The 16,047-nt window shown below is 44.9% G+C and carries 16 protein-coding genes; 3 read left to right on the top strand and 13 right to left on the bottom strand.

Annotation, left to right across the window (positions count from 1 at the left end; translation table 11 throughout):
• Window positions 1-601 precede the first annotated feature (601 nt).
• Both R8N28_RS07255 and hemB read right to left on the bottom strand, forming a co-directional pair.
• Window positions 602-1,036, bottom strand: a complete 435-nt coding sequence (locus tag R8N28_RS07255; protein WP_005379245.1) for a GNAT family N-acetyltransferase — start codon at window positions 1,034-1,036, stop codon at window positions 602-604.
• Between the two features lie 127 nt (window positions 1,037-1,163).
• Window positions 1,164-2,225 (bottom strand): porphobilinogen synthase, encoded by a 1,062-nt coding sequence (gene hemB, locus R8N28_RS07250; RefSeq protein WP_031777176.1) that lies wholly within the window; start codon window positions 2,223-2,225, stop codon window positions 1,164-1,166.
• 184 nt (window positions 2,226-2,409) lie between these two features.
• On the opposite strand from hemB, the gene R8N28_RS07245 reads away from it, so the two are divergent.
• A complete protein-coding gene (locus R8N28_RS07245) occupies window positions 2,410-3,171 on the top strand; it encodes a TatD family hydrolase (protein ID WP_262635400.1) in 762 nt (253 codons plus the stop codon).
• A gap of 459 nt (window positions 3,172-3,630) precedes the next feature.
• Here R8N28_RS07245 and tatC read toward each other — a convergent pair whose 3' ends face one another.
• The 7 genes from tatC to rmuC form a co-directional block, all read right to left on the bottom strand.
• Window positions 3,631-4,383, bottom strand: coding sequence for a twin-arginine translocase subunit TatC (tatC, locus tag R8N28_RS07240; RefSeq protein ID WP_005379234.1), 753 nt, complete (start codon window positions 4,381-4,383; stop codon window positions 3,631-3,633).
• Between the two features lie 68 nt (window positions 4,384-4,451).
• Window positions 4,452-4,850, bottom strand: a complete 399-nt coding sequence (tatB, locus tag R8N28_RS07235) for a Sec-independent protein translocase protein TatB (protein WP_017635021.1) — start codon at window positions 4,848-4,850, stop codon at window positions 4,452-4,454.
• A gap of 3 nt (window positions 4,851-4,853) precedes the next feature.
• A complete protein-coding gene (tatA, locus tag R8N28_RS07230) occupies window positions 4,854-5,099 on the bottom strand; it encodes a Sec-independent protein translocase subunit TatA (protein WP_005382958.1) in 246 nt (81 codons plus the stop codon).
• A gap of 52 nt (window positions 5,100-5,151) precedes the next feature.
• Window positions 5,152-6,786: a ubiquinone biosynthesis regulatory protein kinase UbiB gene (gene ubiB, locus R8N28_RS07225; RefSeq protein ID WP_262600256.1), complete on the bottom strand. Its 1,635-nt coding sequence runs from the start codon at window positions 6,784-6,786 to the stop codon at window positions 5,152-5,154.
• Window positions 6,783-7,418, bottom strand: a complete 636-nt coding sequence (locus R8N28_RS07220) for an SCP2 domain-containing protein (RefSeq protein ID WP_005379213.1) — start codon at window positions 7,416-7,418, stop codon at window positions 6,783-6,785. Before R8N28_RS07220 ends, ubiB begins: the two co-directional genes overlap by 4 nt.
• An 11-nt stretch (window positions 7,419-7,429) precedes the next feature.
• Window positions 7,430-8,209, bottom strand: a complete 780-nt coding sequence (ubiE, locus tag R8N28_RS07215) for a bifunctional demethylmenaquinone methyltransferase/2-methoxy-6-polyprenyl-1,4-benzoquinol methylase UbiE (RefSeq protein ID WP_005379210.1) — start codon at window positions 8,207-8,209, stop codon at window positions 7,430-7,432.
• A gap of 77 nt (window positions 8,210-8,286) precedes the next feature.
• Window positions 8,287-9,819 carry a DNA recombination protein RmuC gene (rmuC, locus tag R8N28_RS07210; RefSeq protein ID WP_005379209.1) on the bottom strand — a complete coding sequence of 511 codons (1,533 nt, stop codon included), beginning with the start codon at window positions 9,817-9,819 and terminating at the stop codon, window positions 8,287-8,289.
• Window positions 9,820-9,987: 168 nt separating this feature from the next.
• Here rmuC and R8N28_RS07205 point away from each other — a divergent pair, with 168 nt between their 5' ends.
• Both R8N28_RS07205 and R8N28_RS07200 read left to right on the top strand, forming a co-directional pair.
• A complete protein-coding gene (locus tag R8N28_RS07205; protein ID WP_053349759.1) occupies window positions 9,988-10,893 on the top strand; it encodes a DMT family transporter in 906 nt (301 codons plus the stop codon).
• Window positions 10,894-11,087: 194 nt separating this feature from the next.
• Window positions 11,088-13,535 (top strand): EAL domain-containing protein, encoded by a 2,448-nt coding sequence (locus R8N28_RS07200; RefSeq protein WP_053349760.1) that lies wholly within the window; start codon window positions 11,088-11,090, stop codon window positions 13,533-13,535.
• An 18-nt stretch (window positions 13,536-13,553) separates the two neighbouring features.
• Here the strand turns inward: R8N28_RS07200 and R8N28_RS07195 are convergent, their stop codons facing one another.
• From R8N28_RS07195 to R8N28_RS07180, 4 genes are all read right to left on the bottom strand, one after another.
• Complete coding sequence (locus R8N28_RS07195) at window positions 13,554-14,624, bottom strand: AI-2E family transporter (RefSeq protein WP_005379202.1); 1,071 nt, start codon at window positions 14,622-14,624, stop codon at window positions 13,554-13,556.
• 80 nt (window positions 14,625-14,704) lie between these two features.
• Complete coding sequence (locus R8N28_RS07190) at window positions 14,705-15,001, bottom strand: glycine zipper domain-containing protein (RefSeq protein ID WP_053349761.1); 297 nt, start codon at window positions 14,999-15,001, stop codon at window positions 14,705-14,707.
• On the bottom strand, window positions 14,991-15,503 hold the full coding sequence (locus tag R8N28_RS07185; protein WP_005379198.1) for a phage holin family protein: 513 nt from the start codon (window positions 15,501-15,503) through the stop codon (window positions 14,991-14,993). Before R8N28_RS07185 ends, R8N28_RS07190 begins: the two co-directional genes overlap by 11 nt.
• Window positions 15,504-15,551: 48 nt before the next feature.
• Window positions 15,552-15,800, bottom strand: coding sequence for a hypothetical protein (locus R8N28_RS07180; RefSeq protein WP_005379196.1), 249 nt, complete (start codon window positions 15,798-15,800; stop codon window positions 15,552-15,554).
• Window positions 15,801-16,047 lie beyond the last annotated feature (247 nt).

Here is a 16,047-nt window from a genome sequence, read left to right as displayed (position 1 = left end):
CAGTACTTGAGAGATCTGCCTAGGATGCCATGACTGCTGATCTGAATCTATCTTGTTCGCTCGATCTAGGTCGCGTAAATTTTTCCGACTTTATTCACGAAAACACCACCTCCTGTGGATAACTCTGTTTATAGAAATTATCCACTGGTTATCCAATAACAAAAAACACAAGAAAACACCAACCCAAACCATTGATTAATAACAACAAATTCGCATAACGGCGAGAAGATCAACGATCCTAAAATGATCATCGCATGTGGAAAAGATATTAATAGTGACGTCAAATAGAAATCGTAGAAAAGAAAAAAGCGACCCGAATGGGGTCGCCTAGCAGAAGTGGTAAAGCAAATTCTGTAAATAGAGCAGCTTAACCAAGAAGCTATAAATTACACTGGAAGCAATGTGAGCAATGTCGTGTCAAAAAGAATTCGTGCAAGTTCTCGGAAAAATGTTTCATCACTTCTCAACTTTCAGTTAATTAACTTCTGTTAATAAGTCACTCAACGTCCTTGTGAACTTTCCTCATTCCCTAAGACAGGTTTAATAATAATGATTCTCATTTCGTAGTCAACAGTTAAATGAGAAAAAATCTCATTTATTTTCACATTGCTTTAATGAAATGCACTCGAGATTCTCGAAGATTTACTTTTTCTTCAAACTTTTCAATTATATAGCCATTTCTCAATAACAAGCGAAGCATAGCCGGAAACTGGTTTCGAGATTTCACTTTTAATGTGTTGTAGCCTTGTTCTGCCACCCAATCCTCTTGAGCTTCCAAAAGCAGTTGTGCCACGCCTTCATTTCGAGCTTCAGGGACAACACCACCTAACCAGCTATAGAAAACACCATCCTCTAATTCGTAACCTATTTTGAAGCCGACAATCGTGCCATTTTTTTCTGCAACGAGGATTAAACTGTTTTTCTCTTCTAAACGTTGAGTCATGGAGTCTACCGTTTCTCCTTTCGAAAACTCGGTAACACGCGCCACAACTTGAAGTGCTTCTTCCAATGTGCCTTCACGAATCAGCATTGTCATTGTTCTCTTCTCCAAAATAAAAATACCCAAGCACCTTGGATTGTTACTGTTGTAATCCGCCTGAGGTTACTTGGGTATATACAGACGAACAACTCTTGTTGGTCTGGTATTTCTCACTGAGCGATAATTACTCTTCTGTCGCTTCCGGAGTACGATTTAGGTGTTGAGCAGTTTGTGCATTCTCTTCTGCCAACCACTCAGCAACGTCTTTCGCAAAGTACGTTAAGATGCCATCTGCACCTGCACGTTTGAAGCACAATAGTGATTCCATCACAATTTCACGCTCTTTGAGCCAGCCATTCATGATCGCCGCTTTATGCATCGCGTACTCGCCAGAGACTTGATAAGCAAATGTCGGTACTTGAAGTTCAGTTTTTACTCGGCGAACTACATCTAAGTATGGCATACCAGGTTTAACCATCACCATGTCCGCACCTTCATTGATGTCTAGCGCCACTTCGTGAATCGCTTCATCAATGTTTGCTGGGTCCATTTGGTAGTTTTTCTTGTTGCCGCCTTTTAGATTTGAAGAAGAGCCAACCGCATCACGGAATGGTCCGTAGTAGTTCGACGCGTACTTAGCCGAGTAAGCCATGATTTGAGTATGAATGTAGCCCGCGTTTTCTAATGCTTCGCGGATCTTACCAATTCGGCCATCCATCATGTCTGAAGGCGCAACTACGTCAGCACCCGCTTCTGCATGAGACAAAGCCTGCTTAACCAATACTTCTGTGGTTTCATCATTCATTACGTAGCCATCTTCATCGATGATGCCGTCTTGGCCATGTGTCGTGAATGGGTCGAGTGCCACGTCTGTGATTACACCAATTTGAGGAATGTGTTCTTTAAGCGCTCGTACTGCTCGCTGAACCAAACCTTCTGGGTTGTAGGCTTCAGTAGCACATAAGCTTTTAGCGTCTTGGTTTACGACAGGGAAAAGCGCGATTGCTGGAACGCCTAGATTTGCAAGGTATTGTGCTTCTTCTAGCATTAAATCAATCGACAAACGCTCTACACCCGGCATGGACTCCACGCTCTCACGACGATCTTTACCCATAAGAATGAACATTGGGTAAATCAGATCATTAACAGAAAGTTGGTTCTCAGCCATCAAACGACGACTAAAATCGTGCTTACGTAAACGACGCATACGGCGTGCAGGGAATGGACCTTGAATTGATACAGACACCATTTTCTCCTTGTCTGGACGGTTATGATGATCAAATCATCTGGTGAACAAAATCATATCACTCTTGATGCATGTTGCGAGTGACAATCTGGAAAAAGGTAATGAAAAAAACTGAAAATGACCCAGCACTCACACTCAAGTATACTTCGAATACGAAACCAACCATGAAGCACAGAGAGTAACGATGATCGATACCCACGCGCACATCTATGCCAGCGAATTTGATAACGACCGCGATGAAGTAGTACAACGCGCCTTAACGCAAGGCATTAATAAAATCCTGTTGCCAAACATCGATCTGGACTCAATTGAGCCCATGCTAAAAACCGAAGCGACATATCCTGACGTATGCCACTCAATGATGGGGCTGCACCCTTGTTATGTGGACAGCAATGTTGAACAAACGTTGGAGATCATCCGCGGTTGGTTTGAGAAACACAAGTTTATTGCGGTGGGCGAAATTGGTATCGACCTATATTGGGATAAAACCTATCGTGCTGAGCAAGAAATGGCGTTCGTAGCTCAACTTAACTGGGCAAAAGAGATGGATTTACCGGTCGTTATCCACACTCGTGATTCGATTGAAGAAACACTCACTTTGCTACGACAAGAGCAAGATGGTCGTCTGCGTGGTGTATTCCACTGTTTTGGAGGCAGCTTAGAAGAAGCGCAAGCAATCAATGAGCTAGGCTTCCACTTAGGCTTGGGTGGCGTATCGACCTTTAAGAATGGCGGGATGGATAAAGTCATTCCACATTTGGATATGCAGTGGGTCATTTTAGAAACCGACTGTCCATATTTAGCGCCGGTGCCACACCGTGGTAAACGTAATGAACCAGCCTACACTTCTCTCGTTGCACAACGTGTTGCCGACTTGCGTGATGTTGACATCGCAACCATCGATGCCATAACGACTGAGAATGCCAAAACGCTGTTTAATATTTAGTTCACGAGAATTGAAAAAAGCGACGAAATCAACGTCGCTTTTTTATCACCTAAACTATTGAATGAACGATTCAACCCGTTGAAATAGTAGAACAATCCATACAAAATTATTGATAAACATAATAATTAACTAGCAACTCTACTTACTTCTCATATCGTCACTTTACTTCGTCCGCTTTGCAAAACTGTCGACAACTCGACACATTATTTTTCTATACTGATTTACGCCCATTAATTAGCAAAAGTGTAAAACAGCATGAATATGGAAATTGAAGTGTGTACACATGGTGCTTACTTACAACGCGTACCGCGCAGTTTTTTTCAAAAGCTGCTGGGCATCAAAGAAGTATACGTATGCACAAAATGTGGTTACGTCATGAAAGTTAAGTAATTAGCCCAAGAAAAAACCAACCGCAAAAAAAGCGGCTCAATTGAGCCGCTTTTCACATCTAGATTAGCCTTATTCTTCGGTTTCCGCTTCTACTTCTTCGCTTCGACGAGTATAAAAACGCGCGAAGAACAAACCGACTTCAAACAGTAAACACATCGGAATAGCGAGTAAGGTTTGCGAGATCATGTCTGGTGGCGTTAACACCATACCTACGACAAACGCAGCCACTATAATATAAGGACGTTTCTGTCTTAAATCTTCTGGTGTAGTGGCCCCAGTCCAACACAACAAAATAATCGCAACAGGCACCTCGAATGCGATACCAAACGCCATAAATAGCGCCAGCACAAAGTCGAGATAACTCGAGATATCAGTTGCAAACTCTACTCCACCAAGAGAGATGGCGGTAAAGAAGCCAAACACCAATGGAAATACCACGAAGTAGGCAAATGCCACTCCACAGTAGAACAATAGCGAACTAGAAAACAGCAGTGGCATGATCAATCGACGTTCATGCTTGTACAAACCTGGCGCTACAAAGGCCCAAACTTGATACAAAATAAACGGCACCGCAATAAATACCGAAGCAATTAACGTCAGCTTAAGTGGCGTAAAAAAAGGTGACGCTACATCCGTAGCAATCATGGTCGCGCCTTCAGGTAGACGTTCTACTAAAGGTGCGGAAACAAACTCGTAAATGTGGTTAGAGAAATAAATTAGTCCGACAAACACGACCAACACTGCGAGGATTGAGCGCAGTAGTCGGTTGCGAAGCTCCAACAAATGACTAATTAAAGGTTGTGTCTGCTCGACGGTAGACATGGCAAACCTCTTATTAAAAACCAGATCAAAAAGGAGCTACCAATCACTAGTAGCTCCTCCTAATGAGACTATTCGGCTTTCTTATCTGCCGCTGTAACCTTGCTCTCTTGCGCTTTCACGGCCTCTTCGACTGCTGGCTCTGTTTTTACAGGCTCAGCCTCTGAATCGGTGTTCTTTGCGTAAGGACGATTTACAGATTGCGCTGCCTTCTTCAACTCTTCAACTGAAGATTTCAACTCAGGGGACAAATCATCCATCCCCATTTGTTCTGCTTTGCGCAAGTTTTCTTGCAGCTCTTGGACTTTCAGCTCGTGTGACAATTCGTCTTTGACGCTATTTGCCATACTCTTAGCGGCACCGATAAAGCGAGACACGCTGCGAATAGCATGAGGCAAACGCTCCGGCCCAAGAACGACCAGACCAACAACAGATATTAATACCAGTTCCCAAAAACCGATATCAAACACGTTTTACGCCTGCTCTTTGTCTTTTTTCGTTTCAGGAGCAGCTTCTTTTTTCTGCTGCTCTTCTAGACTTTTTGGTTCGAAGTCTGCGTCTTTGTCATTTTTCGCAGGTTCATCTTCGCTCATCGCTTTTTTGAAGCCCTTAACGGCACCACCCAGATCGCCACCGATACCGCGTAGTTTCTTTGTTCCGAATAGCAATACAACAATTACAGCAATGATTAGAAGTTGCCAAACACTGATACCACCCATTCTCTTTACCTCGGGTCTTTAAACAAACAAAAATATTTCAAGAGTTTAACGTCTATTGACGATAAGCTCGCCAACTAAGCAGCCAAAATGTGACACCTGCGATACCGCAGGCCAACGAAAGCTGCTCAAAAGCATCGTTCACCAATATTGCCGAGCATACGACTAAAGTCGCGCCAACGCCAAACAAAAACTTTCCTGTCGCCTGCTGGCGCTTGCTCTGGCGATACCCTTGATAAAGCTGATCCATACGTTGATTCATCGCTTTACCTTGTTTCAGGCTATCGTAAAGTAGCTCTGGCAGTTCAGGTAATTTCTCTGCCCAAAATGGTGCGCGGTCTTTAATCGCATTCACTAGAGCTTGCGGCCCAACTTGATTCATCATCCATTCCTCCAGGAATGGTTTTGCGGTCTCCCACAAATCAAGTTGAGGATATAGCTGCCTACCAAGCCCTTCCACGTACAACAGCGTTTTTTGCAACAGTACAAGCTGTGGCTGAACCTCCATATTGAATCGACGTGCCGTGTTGAACAAATTCAACAACACATGACCAAAGGAGATTTCGCACAATGGCTTAGCAAAAATAGGCTCACACACAATGCGAATCGCGAACTCAAACTCATCGACATTGGTATCCGCAGGCACCCACCCTGAATCCACATGTAACTCCGCCACTCGGCGGTAGTCACGATTGAAAAACGCCAGGAAGTTTTCCGCCAGATAACGCTTGTCTTCGCTATTAAGTGTACCAACGATTCCGCAATCTATCCCTATCCACATTGGGTTCTCTAGATGTTCGGGTTTGACGAACACATTACCCGGATGCATATCGGCATGGAAAAAGCTGTCTCGGAACACCTGAGTGAAGAACACACTCACACCGCGTTCCGCGAGCAATTTCATATTGGTGCCATTTGCTTTCAAGCCTTCAATATCAGAGACTTGAATGCCATATATTCGCTCAGAAACCATGACAGTTTCATTACTGAAGTCGGGAAAAACTTCAGGAACATACAATTCTTCGCTGCCCTCAAAGTTGCGGCGCAACTGAATGGCATTCGCCGCCTCACGTCGCAAGTCGAGTTCATCAAGCAGGGTTTTCTCGTACTCACGCACGACTTCAACTGGTTTTAAACGACGTGCTTCAGGCATCGCTCCGGCGACTATACGCGCCATTCGGTGCATCAGTTTTAGATCTGAATCAATGACTGGGCGAATATCTGGGCGGATAACCTTTAATACCACTTCTTGGTTAGTGTCTTTTATGCGCGCAGTATGTACCTGAGCAATCGACGCAGACGCCAGTGGTTTGATATCAAACTCGGTAAACCATTTTTCTAACGGACCACCTAATGCTTGCTCCATCTGCTTTTTTGCCAACTCGCCATCAAAAGGAGCGACTTGGTCTTGAAGTAAAGCTAGGGGATCAGCGATATGCGGAGGAAATAAGTCACGGCGCGTCGACATCATCTGACCGAACTTAATCCAAACCGGCCCCAGCTCTTGCAGTGCTAAACGCAGACGTTCACCGAGTGGTTTTTCTGGGTGCTTGTTCTTAATCCAAAACAAGCTTTTGCGCAGTAAAAGCGGAGCTTTGGTCAGTTGGTGATCGGGAAGCAGCTCATCTAAGCCGTATTCCAGTTGTACTTTGGCGATGTGGTATAAGCGCTTTAGTTCTGCTGGCGTCATGGTTTCTCCAATGCAGGCTTATCTGCATCCAGCTTATTCAGCAAAGCCGTTAAACGAGCTTCAATGCGAGAAGCCTGGCTGCGAACCTCATCAACTTGGTCGCAGAAATAGGCCACTTCTAACGGAGCGGGAGCCAGTTTCCATTCTTCAGTCACTACTTGCGCAAGATGACGCTGGTGTTTTTCTGCTTGAGACGCAAGAAAGTTGCCGATGTTTTTTGAACCTTGCACAAAGGTATGTGCGGCGACATCGCCAGTCACGCGAGACAACCACTCTTCAACATCTGGTTTGCAATCCACCATCAACTGAGAGAATTTCTGCGCCAATTGAATATCGCCTTCGAGTTCAAGTTTATCTTGTTTAATAAGACGAGTGATGTTGGCCTGATCGCGCAGCTCTGGTAACACACTCAAGTTGAGCGATAGATAGCAGTTAGGCTGCCCTTCGTAATGACCAAGCACATCAATTTGCTGACTAAAAACGAATGTCAGTGTTTTATTGATCTCTTTCAGGTGAACTTGAATAACTTGACCTTTTAGACGCGCTAAACGACGGCCCAATGCTGGGTCGTCTTTGATCAGTGTATTCAGTGACGTTTCAATCACAGCGGTGATAAGTGGTTCAAATGGCATGCCGTTAACCCTTAGAATTTATAACCGCGATGCAAAGCCACAATACCACCAGTTAAGTTGTAGTATTTGGTGTTTTCAAAACCTGCGTCTTGCATCATGCCTTCCAGCGTTTCTTGGTCTGGATGCATACGGATTGACTCCGCTAGGTAGCGGTAACTCTCTGAGTCATTCGCAACTAGCTCACCGATTCTCGGCAACAAGTGGAATGAATATGCGTCGTATACTTTCGATAACGGCTCTAGCACTGGTTTTGAAAATTCCAACACCAATAGACGGCCGCCTGGCTTCAGTACGCGGAACATTGAACGAAGCGCTTTGTCTTTGTCTGTCACATTACGCAAACAAAAACTGATGGTGATAACATCAAAATAATCATCAGGGAACGGCAGTTCTTCTGCGTTGGCTTGAACGTAATGCACGTTACCCACAATACCGTTGTCACGCAGTTTATCGCGACCAACGTTAAGCATTGAGTTATTGATATCGGCAAGGATGACATGGCCTTCATCGCCAACAATGCGCGAGAATTTCGCCGTCAAATCCCCCGTACCACCACCTAGGTCAAGAATACGCTGGCCAGGGCGAGCGCCACTACAATCGATAGTGAAGCGCTTCCAAAGGCGGTGAATACCACCTGACATCAGGTCATTCATGATGTCGTATTTTGTTGCCACGGAGTGGAATACTTCGGCAACCTTAGTCACTTTTTCGTCTTTTGCCACTGTAGAGAAACCAAAGTGAGTGGTTTCATTCTCTAACGCTGTATTGGATTGCAAACTTGTGTCCGTCATTCTAATTCCTCTTAGGCAGCGCTTTCCTCTACGGGGCGTTTGTTGACAAATAAAATCGCCCACTGCACTGCGGGCGATTAGTTTACTTTATCCTCAGCCGGATGTCTTTCTACTAACGGGTCATTTTCTGAAAATGCATCACTCTGCGCTAACTGCGCGAGGTCGGAAGAAATCGGTCGTTTAATTTCAACTCCCAAGTGTTTAAAGCTTTCGGCTTGGCGAATCACATTTCCGCGCCCTGTGGCAAGCTTGTTCATCGCACCTTGATAGCTTTGATTCGCCTTATCCAGCGCACCACCGAGCCCCTCCATGTCGTCTACAAACAATCGTAATTTGTCGTAGAGTTTTGTCGCACGCTGCGCAATCATTTTGGCGTTTTCATTTTGGCGTTCATTGCGCCATAGATTATCAATGGTGCGCAATGCCACCAGCAACGTTGTTGGGCTCACCAAAATGATGTTTTGCTCCATCGCGTCTTTGATCAAACTTGGATCGGCTTGAATCGCGACTTGGAACGCCGGCTCAACCGGGATAAACATCAGAACATAGTCCAAACTCTGAATACCTTTGAGTTTGTGGTAGTCCTTCATGCTTAACCCTTTGATATGTGCACGTAGAGCGGCTAAATGCGCATTCAAAGCCTGATCGCGCTCAGCATCAGTTTCGGCGTTGAAGTAGCGCTCATAGGCAACCAGCGCCATTTTAGAATCCACAACCACTTGTTTGTTTTGTGGGAGATGAACAATGACATCAGGTTGGTAACGCTTGCCAGCTTCATTTTGTAAGTTCACCTGAGTCTGATATTCGTGCCCTTCACGCAAGCCAGATTCGGCAAGTACCCTAGCGAGCACCACTTCGCCCCAGTTACCTTGCTGTTTGTTGTCCCCTTTCAACGCTTGGGTCAAATTAACCGCTTCGCGCGTCATTTGCTCGTTCAAACGTTGCAGGTTTTTCAGCTCATGCACTAAGGTATGGCGCTCTTTAGCTTCTTGACTAAAGCTGTCATTAACGTGCTTTTTGAACCCTTCTAACTGTTCTCTAAGCGGTGACAACAAGCCTTCTAAACTCTGACGGTTTTGCAAATCGACCTTCGCGGTTTTTTCTTCAAACAGTTGATTGGCCAAGTGCTCAAATTGTTGTTTCAAGCGTGCTTCTGCTTGTTCTAAAATTTGCAGTTTTTCGGCATTAGCTTGGTTAATTTGCTCATGGCGAGCTTGCTGTTCACGCAGCTGCGTTTCTAGACGTGATTTGTGTTCACGCATTTGGCCAAGCTCATCAAAGTATTGCTGGCGCTCTTGCTTTACAGCCTCGAAGTAACGCAGTTTTTCCATTGCTGCCATCAGCTTTCCATGTGTTTGGCGTACTTCAAACGCGGCTTTATCGCGCTCATCATCTAATTCATCCAACTCTTGCTGAGCATCGGCAAGGCTTTGCTTGACCTGTTCAAGTTGCTGTTGATGAAGCTGTTTTTCTGAAACAAGTTGTTGCTCGAGAAGCTGAGTTTGGGTGATAAAACGCTGTTTCACCCACCAACCGGCAGCGACACCACTAAGCGTGGCAGCACAAAGAGAAGAGAGAATGAGAGATTGGTACTCAAGAATCCATTGCATAATAGCGAGTTAGCCTGTGTTTTGTATCTATAACAATGGTATTTAGACACTGGATAAATGTCCAGTTTGTTGGATGAAAAATCCTCGCATACACTAGGCCTTCCTATAATATTCTTTCTTCCGCTCAAATTATCCAAACCGAGCGGCACATCATCACGCAGAGGCATCATGAACGAGCGTCGCGCCCTAGGATTTGGGCTCTCAGCAGTATTACTTTGGTCTACCGTTGCAACCGCATTTAAACTCACGTTGGCAGAATTTACGCCTATTCAAATGCTATGCATTGCCAGCATCGTCTCTGCGATTGCGCTAACAGTAATCTGTGGTGTGCAAGGTAAATTGGGCCAGTTAAGTGCTACATTTTTCTCAAACCCTTGGTATTACCTACTGCTTGGGTTGATTAACCCTTTGGCGTATTACGTTATTCTGTTCAAAGCATATGACTTGCTGCCCGCATCTCAGGCTCAAGCGATCAACTACAGCTGGGCCATCACCTTAACGCTAATGGCCGCTGTTTTCTTAGGACAAAAGATCCGTGGTAAGGACTGGCTGGCTTGCGGTTTTAGTTATGTCGGCGTGATAGTGATTGCCACACAAGGCAATCTTTTAGGCATGGAATTTGAGAGCCCGTTGGGTGTTGGTCTTGCGCTGCTATCAACGCTGCTGTGGGCCGGTTACTGGATTTTAAATACCAAAAATAAGGCCGACCCTGTGGTTGGCGTTCTGCTCGGCTTTTTGGTCGCTATTCCATTCGCCATTGGTTTAAGTCTTTATGAAGGTGCTGGCTGGCAGATGATCTCAGCTAAAGGCTGGGCAGCGGTGACGTATGTCGGACTGTTTGAAATGGGGATCACTTTCGTTTTGTGGCTGAGCGCACTCAAATCAACGCAAAACACCGCGCGTATCAGTAATCTGATCTTTGCTTCTCCATTTATCTCACTCATGTTGTTAGCTACCATCATCGGCGAAGAAATTCACCCTTCAACCTTGATTGGCCTAGTATTGATCATCAGTGGCTTAGTCATTCAGCAAGTCTCATGGGGCAAGAAAACCAAAGCGGTAAACGCTTCTTAATCACCTATCAAAAGCCCTAAAAAACGATGCAATAAGTTGGATAAAAAAGAGATATAGATAACATTTTAATGATAGAAAGCACTTTACGCTGCTAGGATTTAGCTACGCGTTGGATACGATACTCACAAAGCCCAATAGCTTACGCTAGATTCTAATATAATTACCTTTGGGCGATTTAGGACTCGTTATTAATTATGTTTCGCTTCGCTATTCCTTCGCCTTTGATGGCAGACTGGCAACACGTTCTGCGACAATGCTGTAATGTAACTCAAGCTCAGGGACAGCTTTATACTCTGAGCGATACTCAGCAGTGGCTATCGACTGAGGTGTCCACCTCAACCCAAAATCATCGTGCTATCGTCGATGTGATAACGCAAGTTGTCGATCACTTTACGCCGACAGATTTTACAGTTAGCCATACCCCCTTTGAAGAGCAAACCTTGAGCATTGGACCGATTTGGCTACCTAATGGCGAATTGCTTGCCGTACTGACACTGACTCACCCTAATGATCAATCAACGGTTGTTTCGGCATGGCTAAGCGCAATCGCGGGGCGGATCAGCTTTGATATCAACTTGCACTGTCAGCAAGAACAAACGCGACATCAAAGCGCGGAAATAAAGCCAACACCAACACTACAAGAGTTTATCGACTGCCTTGAAGACCACGTATGGATAAAAGGCATGGATGGTCTTTATTCGATGACCAACCGAAGCGTAGAAAATGCGTGGCAAAAAACCAACAGTGAAATCATTGGCAAAGACGATTTTGCCCTGTTTAGCCATGAACGTGCGGAAAAATTCATTGATGCCGATAAATTGGTGGTAGCCACTGGCACGCAAAATATTGTTGAAGAATGCCGTCAAATTGATGAAAACAATAACCCCACTTGGCTAGAAACCATTAAGTCTCCTGTCCGTGATCATGCGGGAAACTTAATCGGCATTCTGGGGATGACACGTAACATCACCCGCCGAAAAATGGTAGAAACGCAGCTCTCCTTAGCGTCCCAAATTTTCAACAATTCGCAAGAAGGCATGGTCATTACAGACCGCAATGCCAACATCATTGATGTAAACACGGCTTTTACCCAAATTACAGGTTACCGCTCTGAAGAGGTGATAGGAAAAAACCCACGAATTCTGCGCTCAGGTCATCATGATCAAGGTTTCTATCAACAGTTGTGGCATCAACTCGAAAACAAAGGCCAATGGAAAGGCGAATTCATCAACAGAAAGAAAGATGGCAGCATTTATCCGCAATTAGCGACCATTAGCGCCGTAATGGACGATAAAAACCACCTTATTAACTACATTTGTGTGTTTGAAGATATCTCTGTGCGTAAGGCACACGAAGAAAAGCTGCAGCGCATGGCTTTTTACGATCCATTAACCAATCTACCTAATCGCACTCATTTACTTAGCTTACTCGAGCAACACATCGAAACCGGACACAAAAGCCAGCAGACGTTTGCCACCCTATTCTTAGATATCGACCATTTCAAACACATCAACGATAGCATGGGCCACTTCTGTGGTGACCAATTGCTGTCTAAGTTAGCGATTCGTCTGCAAGATGTGCTTCACCTCAATGCGCATGTGGCTCGCATTGGCGGCGATGAATTTGTGATTATTTTGCCAGACATCCATAGTGATGTTTCCTTATTGGAAACCGTCGGCGATATTCTAAGCGTATTCCAGCAACCATTCGACTTGGCAAACCACGACTCACTTCGTGTCTCGACAAGTATTGGTATTGCCTTGTACCCAAGAGACGGTCAAGACAGTGAAACCTTACTGAAAAACGCAGACACCGCGATGTACTTAGCGAAGAAAAATGGACGCAACGGCTACGCGTTTTACTCACCGGATTTGACCGATAAATCCGTATCCCATGTACGCATTCAATCCGCTTTGCATCAAGCAATAGAAAAACAACAACTCCGGTTAGAATTCCAACCGCAATACAATTTGGAACAAAATACGATTGTCGGCGTGGAAGCTTTATTACGCTGGCAGCATCCAGAGTTTGGCCTTGTACCACCAGCAGACTTTATTCCAATTGCAGAAAAAACAGGGCTGATTCAAAGCATTGGTGAGTGGGTGTTACAACAAGCCTGTTTGCAAGGTAATGCTTGGCTGGACCAGGGCATCGAGTTTGGCAAAATCGCCGTCAATGTTTCTGCATTGCAGCTTCAGCAGTCAAATTTCATTCAGCGATTAAGTACTATCCTCGATAACACCGGATACCCTGCCCAACGGTTAGATTTGGAGATCACAGAGAGCTTTTTACTGATCGACCCTCAACAAGCCATTGCATCGTTAAATCAATTACGAGAGCTGGGTATTGAGATTTCTCTGGATGACTTTGGAACTGGCTATTCGTCTTTGTCTTACTTGAAAGGTTTGCCAATCAACAAACTGAAAATTGACCGCTCATTTGTCAGTGATGTCCCAAGTAATAGCGACAGCAACGCGATTGTGAATGCCATTATTGCCATGGGAAAAACGCTGTCGTTGAAAGTCGTCGCGGAAGGGATAGAAACTCGGGAACAAGCCGATTATTTATTCGAAAAAGGCTGTATTTATGGTCAGGGATATTTATTTAGTCAGCCAGTGAGCGCTGAAAAACTGTTTCGTTGAACCAGCTTGCTCCTCAAGTCACTCTCGCGGTGCCACGTCCGCGGAGGTGATTTGTTTTGCTTGATTTTGGGTTGATTGGCATAGCTCTAGACGATCAACCAAAATATTGATACAAACCAGCAACGGCACACCGATCAATAGTCCCATTCCGCCCCAAAGCCAGCCCCAAAAAACAAGCCAAACAAAAATCACTAACGGGTTTAAGTTAAACCTTTTCCCCAATAGTGTTGGTGTAACAAACTGACTTTCAATCAAATTGAGCAGTAAATAGATAGACACCACCGTCAGCATAAAACTGACCGACTCCAACTGCAGATAAGCCACAAAACCGAAACTCACCATGGAGATGACTGGGCCGAGATACGGCGCAAAATTCATCACGCCAGCAAACGCGCCCCACAAGAACGGGTCCTCAAGGCCTAAAACAAAAAACACCGCCCCAACACTCAACCCAAGTCCCGCATTCACCAACGTGATAGTGCCAATGTATCGAGATAGGTCTTTCTGTAGTGCTTTGACCAGTTCAATCGCTTGGCGCTGCTTGGCAAACCCATGTAAGTAAGACACTGACTTTCGAAATAAGCTTCGTCCATGATTGAGCATAAAGTAAACCATAAACAGCACGATCATCGCTTGTGTCAAAATCGTCGGCGTAGTGGTCGCGAGCGTTTTTACCAAAGAAAAGACGGTGTTGTTCCCGACCTCATCCATACTCATATCATTGGCGATATTCAATGGAGTATTAAGGTGATCAGCCGAAGCTTTAGTAACTTCACTTACTTCTTGCGACACATTTTTCACGATACTGGGCAGCTCAGACCACCATTGCTTGGCGGGCTCCGACATGGCGGCAAGACCAATAATTGAGGCGCCAACGAGGAATGACAGTGTCAACACGACGGTAATAGCACGTGGTAAGCCTTTGTCTTCAAGATAATTAATGAAAGGACTGCACAGCAGAGAAATAAAGGTGCTAAGTACAATAGGTAACAATATTGGCTTGGCAAAATACAGCCCTGGGACGAGTAACAGGACGAGAAGCGTTGCACCAATCGCAGTGTTGGCAGGAATGTTCAATTTCGCTGTCATAATAAGCTCAGAATCGGTAAGAAAATTTTGCGGTGAAATCCGCTATTAGAGTGGTTCGCCCTCTGTCGTCGCAGCGTTGCTTATTTGTTTTGTGTTGCTGCATTTCCATTTTGCTCCGCATCTGACTCATCCAGAGAAGCTGCTGCGACCGGCTTTGTGAGCGAATCGGTAATATCAGACACGCTGCTAACCAATAGCCCCATTGACGAAATAGAAGAAGTCAGTCGAGACAATCGACCTGCTTTTGCAGCGGTAACGGCAACGACAGCACTAATGCCTAATGTCGTCCAAGGGTTTTCTCTCACAAACTTCTTGGTGGTAAACGTGAACATTTCCATCGACAAACAGCATTGCTCTAGAGACGCTTTACCTTCCATCCGCTTGATCCGCATGGCTCGATTGAGCTTTTGTAGCGAGCGCATCCCACCCCTCCTGTAATTGTTCTGTCGTATTTTTGAATCCAAGAAATCCAACTAAACGCTTCTGCCACCAGGCTAAAGCAAATAATGCCAAGCCTAATGATGTGATAAATACACCCACGGCAACATATACGTTGGCAGTTAACTGATAAGCCACCACCCCAGAGGCAAGGCACAAACTGAATACGAACAATACCGACAATAGGGTAAAAACAACGGTACACAGCAAAATCTGACGCACTGCGGACACGTTAACTTTCATCTCCAAGAGGAACAAATCCAACGTTGAACCTGACCATGCTTTTAGCGATTTCGTCAGTTGGTCCAATTGCGCAAGAATGCTGCTCAAACCATTAATGGTTTGTTGGATATCCTGTTCTTCTGCCCCATCAGGGGCTCGGCCGCTGTCTGAAGCCGCCGAGCCTGATTGCTGATTGGTAACTTGCCCTGAGTTATTCATGTGAAGCCTCGCCTTTCTGTTGTGTGGCTTAATCCTTGATGACCACTATTATTTGATCAGCTTCGAAACCGCCCAACCAGCAAGGAAGGCACAGCCTATGCTCAGCAATGGGCGCTCCTTGATTACATTTTCTGCCGACTTAGTCGCCTGCTGAACTTGCTGTGCACCTACATCCAGCTTCTCTTTGGCTTGGTCTTTCATCGCGCCAACGGCTTCCGTCGTGGCTTGTTCCGCTAAGTGATATGCTTCTTCTAACTGCTCTTGAGGTTTTACTGTGCTTTCTTTTGTAGTAGCCATAACTAGCCTCCATTAATGAGTTGAATAGTGAATCAAGTGAAACAATGTTTGACCTCACTTACTCCCTACAAAGCCATATCCATGCCAGAATTTTAAGTTATTGTTTTTTATTGATTTTATTTTTATTTTGATAAAAAGCCGTATCTGTACGTGTAATTCTTTCCAGGCTTTCCCCGCCATTCTTGTAATTTTTTCTTAGCGCCTTACCGACTGTTAGCAAGTTATTGCAAAACAAGATATTAAGTCA

Source organism: Vibrio sp. Vb1554, from assembly GCF_033344235.1.
Note: the sequence above shows the minus strand (reverse complement) of the source record. Positions and strands in the feature narration are given on the sequence as shown.

What these genes read in the sequence shown, in the direction of transcription:
- R8N28_RS07205 (WP_053349759.1), top strand. Translation starts at nt 9,988, where the DNA reads ATGAACGAGCGTCGCGCCCTAGGATTTGGGCTCTCAGCAGTATTACTT.
- R8N28_RS07220 (WP_005379213.1), bottom strand. Translation starts at nt 7,418, where the DNA reads ATGCCATTTGAACCACTTATCACCGCTGTGATTGAAACGTCACTGAAT.
- R8N28_RS07180 (WP_005379196.1), bottom strand. Translation starts at nt 15,800, where the DNA reads ATGGCTACTACAAAAGAAAGCACAGTAAAACCTCAAGAGCAGTTAGAA.
- rmuC (WP_005379209.1), bottom strand. Translation starts at nt 9,819, where the DNA reads ATGCAATGGATTCTTGAGTACCAATCTCTCATTCTCTCTTCTCTTTGT.
- R8N28_RS07190 (WP_053349761.1), bottom strand. Translation starts at nt 15,001, where the DNA reads ATGGAAGGTAAAGCGTCTCTAGAGCAATGCTGTTTGTCGATGGAAATG.
- ubiB (WP_262600256.1), bottom strand. Translation starts at nt 6,786, where the DNA reads ATGACGCCAGCAGAACTAAAGCGCTTATACCACATCGCCAAAGTACAA.
- ubiE (WP_005379210.1), bottom strand. Translation starts at nt 8,209, where the DNA reads ATGACGGACACAAGTTTGCAATCCAATACAGCGTTAGAGAATGAAACC.
- tatA (WP_005382958.1), bottom strand. Translation starts at nt 5,099, where the DNA reads ATGGGTGGTATCAGTGTTTGGCAACTTCTAATCATTGCTGTAATTGTT.
- R8N28_RS07195 (WP_005379202.1), bottom strand. Translation starts at nt 14,624, where the DNA reads ATGACAGCGAAATTGAACATTCCTGCCAACACTGCGATTGGTGCAACG.
- R8N28_RS07185 (WP_005379198.1), bottom strand. Translation starts at nt 15,503, where the DNA reads ATGAATAACTCAGGGCAAGTTACCAATCAGCAATCAGGCTCGGCGGCT.
- R8N28_RS07200 (WP_053349760.1), top strand. Translation starts at nt 11,088, where the DNA reads ATGTTTCGCTTCGCTATTCCTTCGCCTTTGATGGCAGACTGGCAACAC.
- R8N28_RS07255 (WP_005379245.1), bottom strand. Translation starts at nt 1,036, where the DNA reads ATGACAATGCTGATTCGTGAAGGCACATTGGAAGAAGCACTTCAAGTT.
- R8N28_RS07245 (WP_262635400.1), top strand. Translation starts at nt 2,410, where the DNA reads ATGATCGATACCCACGCGCACATCTATGCCAGCGAATTTGATAACGAC.
- tatC (WP_005379234.1), bottom strand. Translation starts at nt 4,383, where the DNA reads ATGTCTACCGTCGAGCAGACACAACCTTTAATTAGTCATTTGTTGGAG.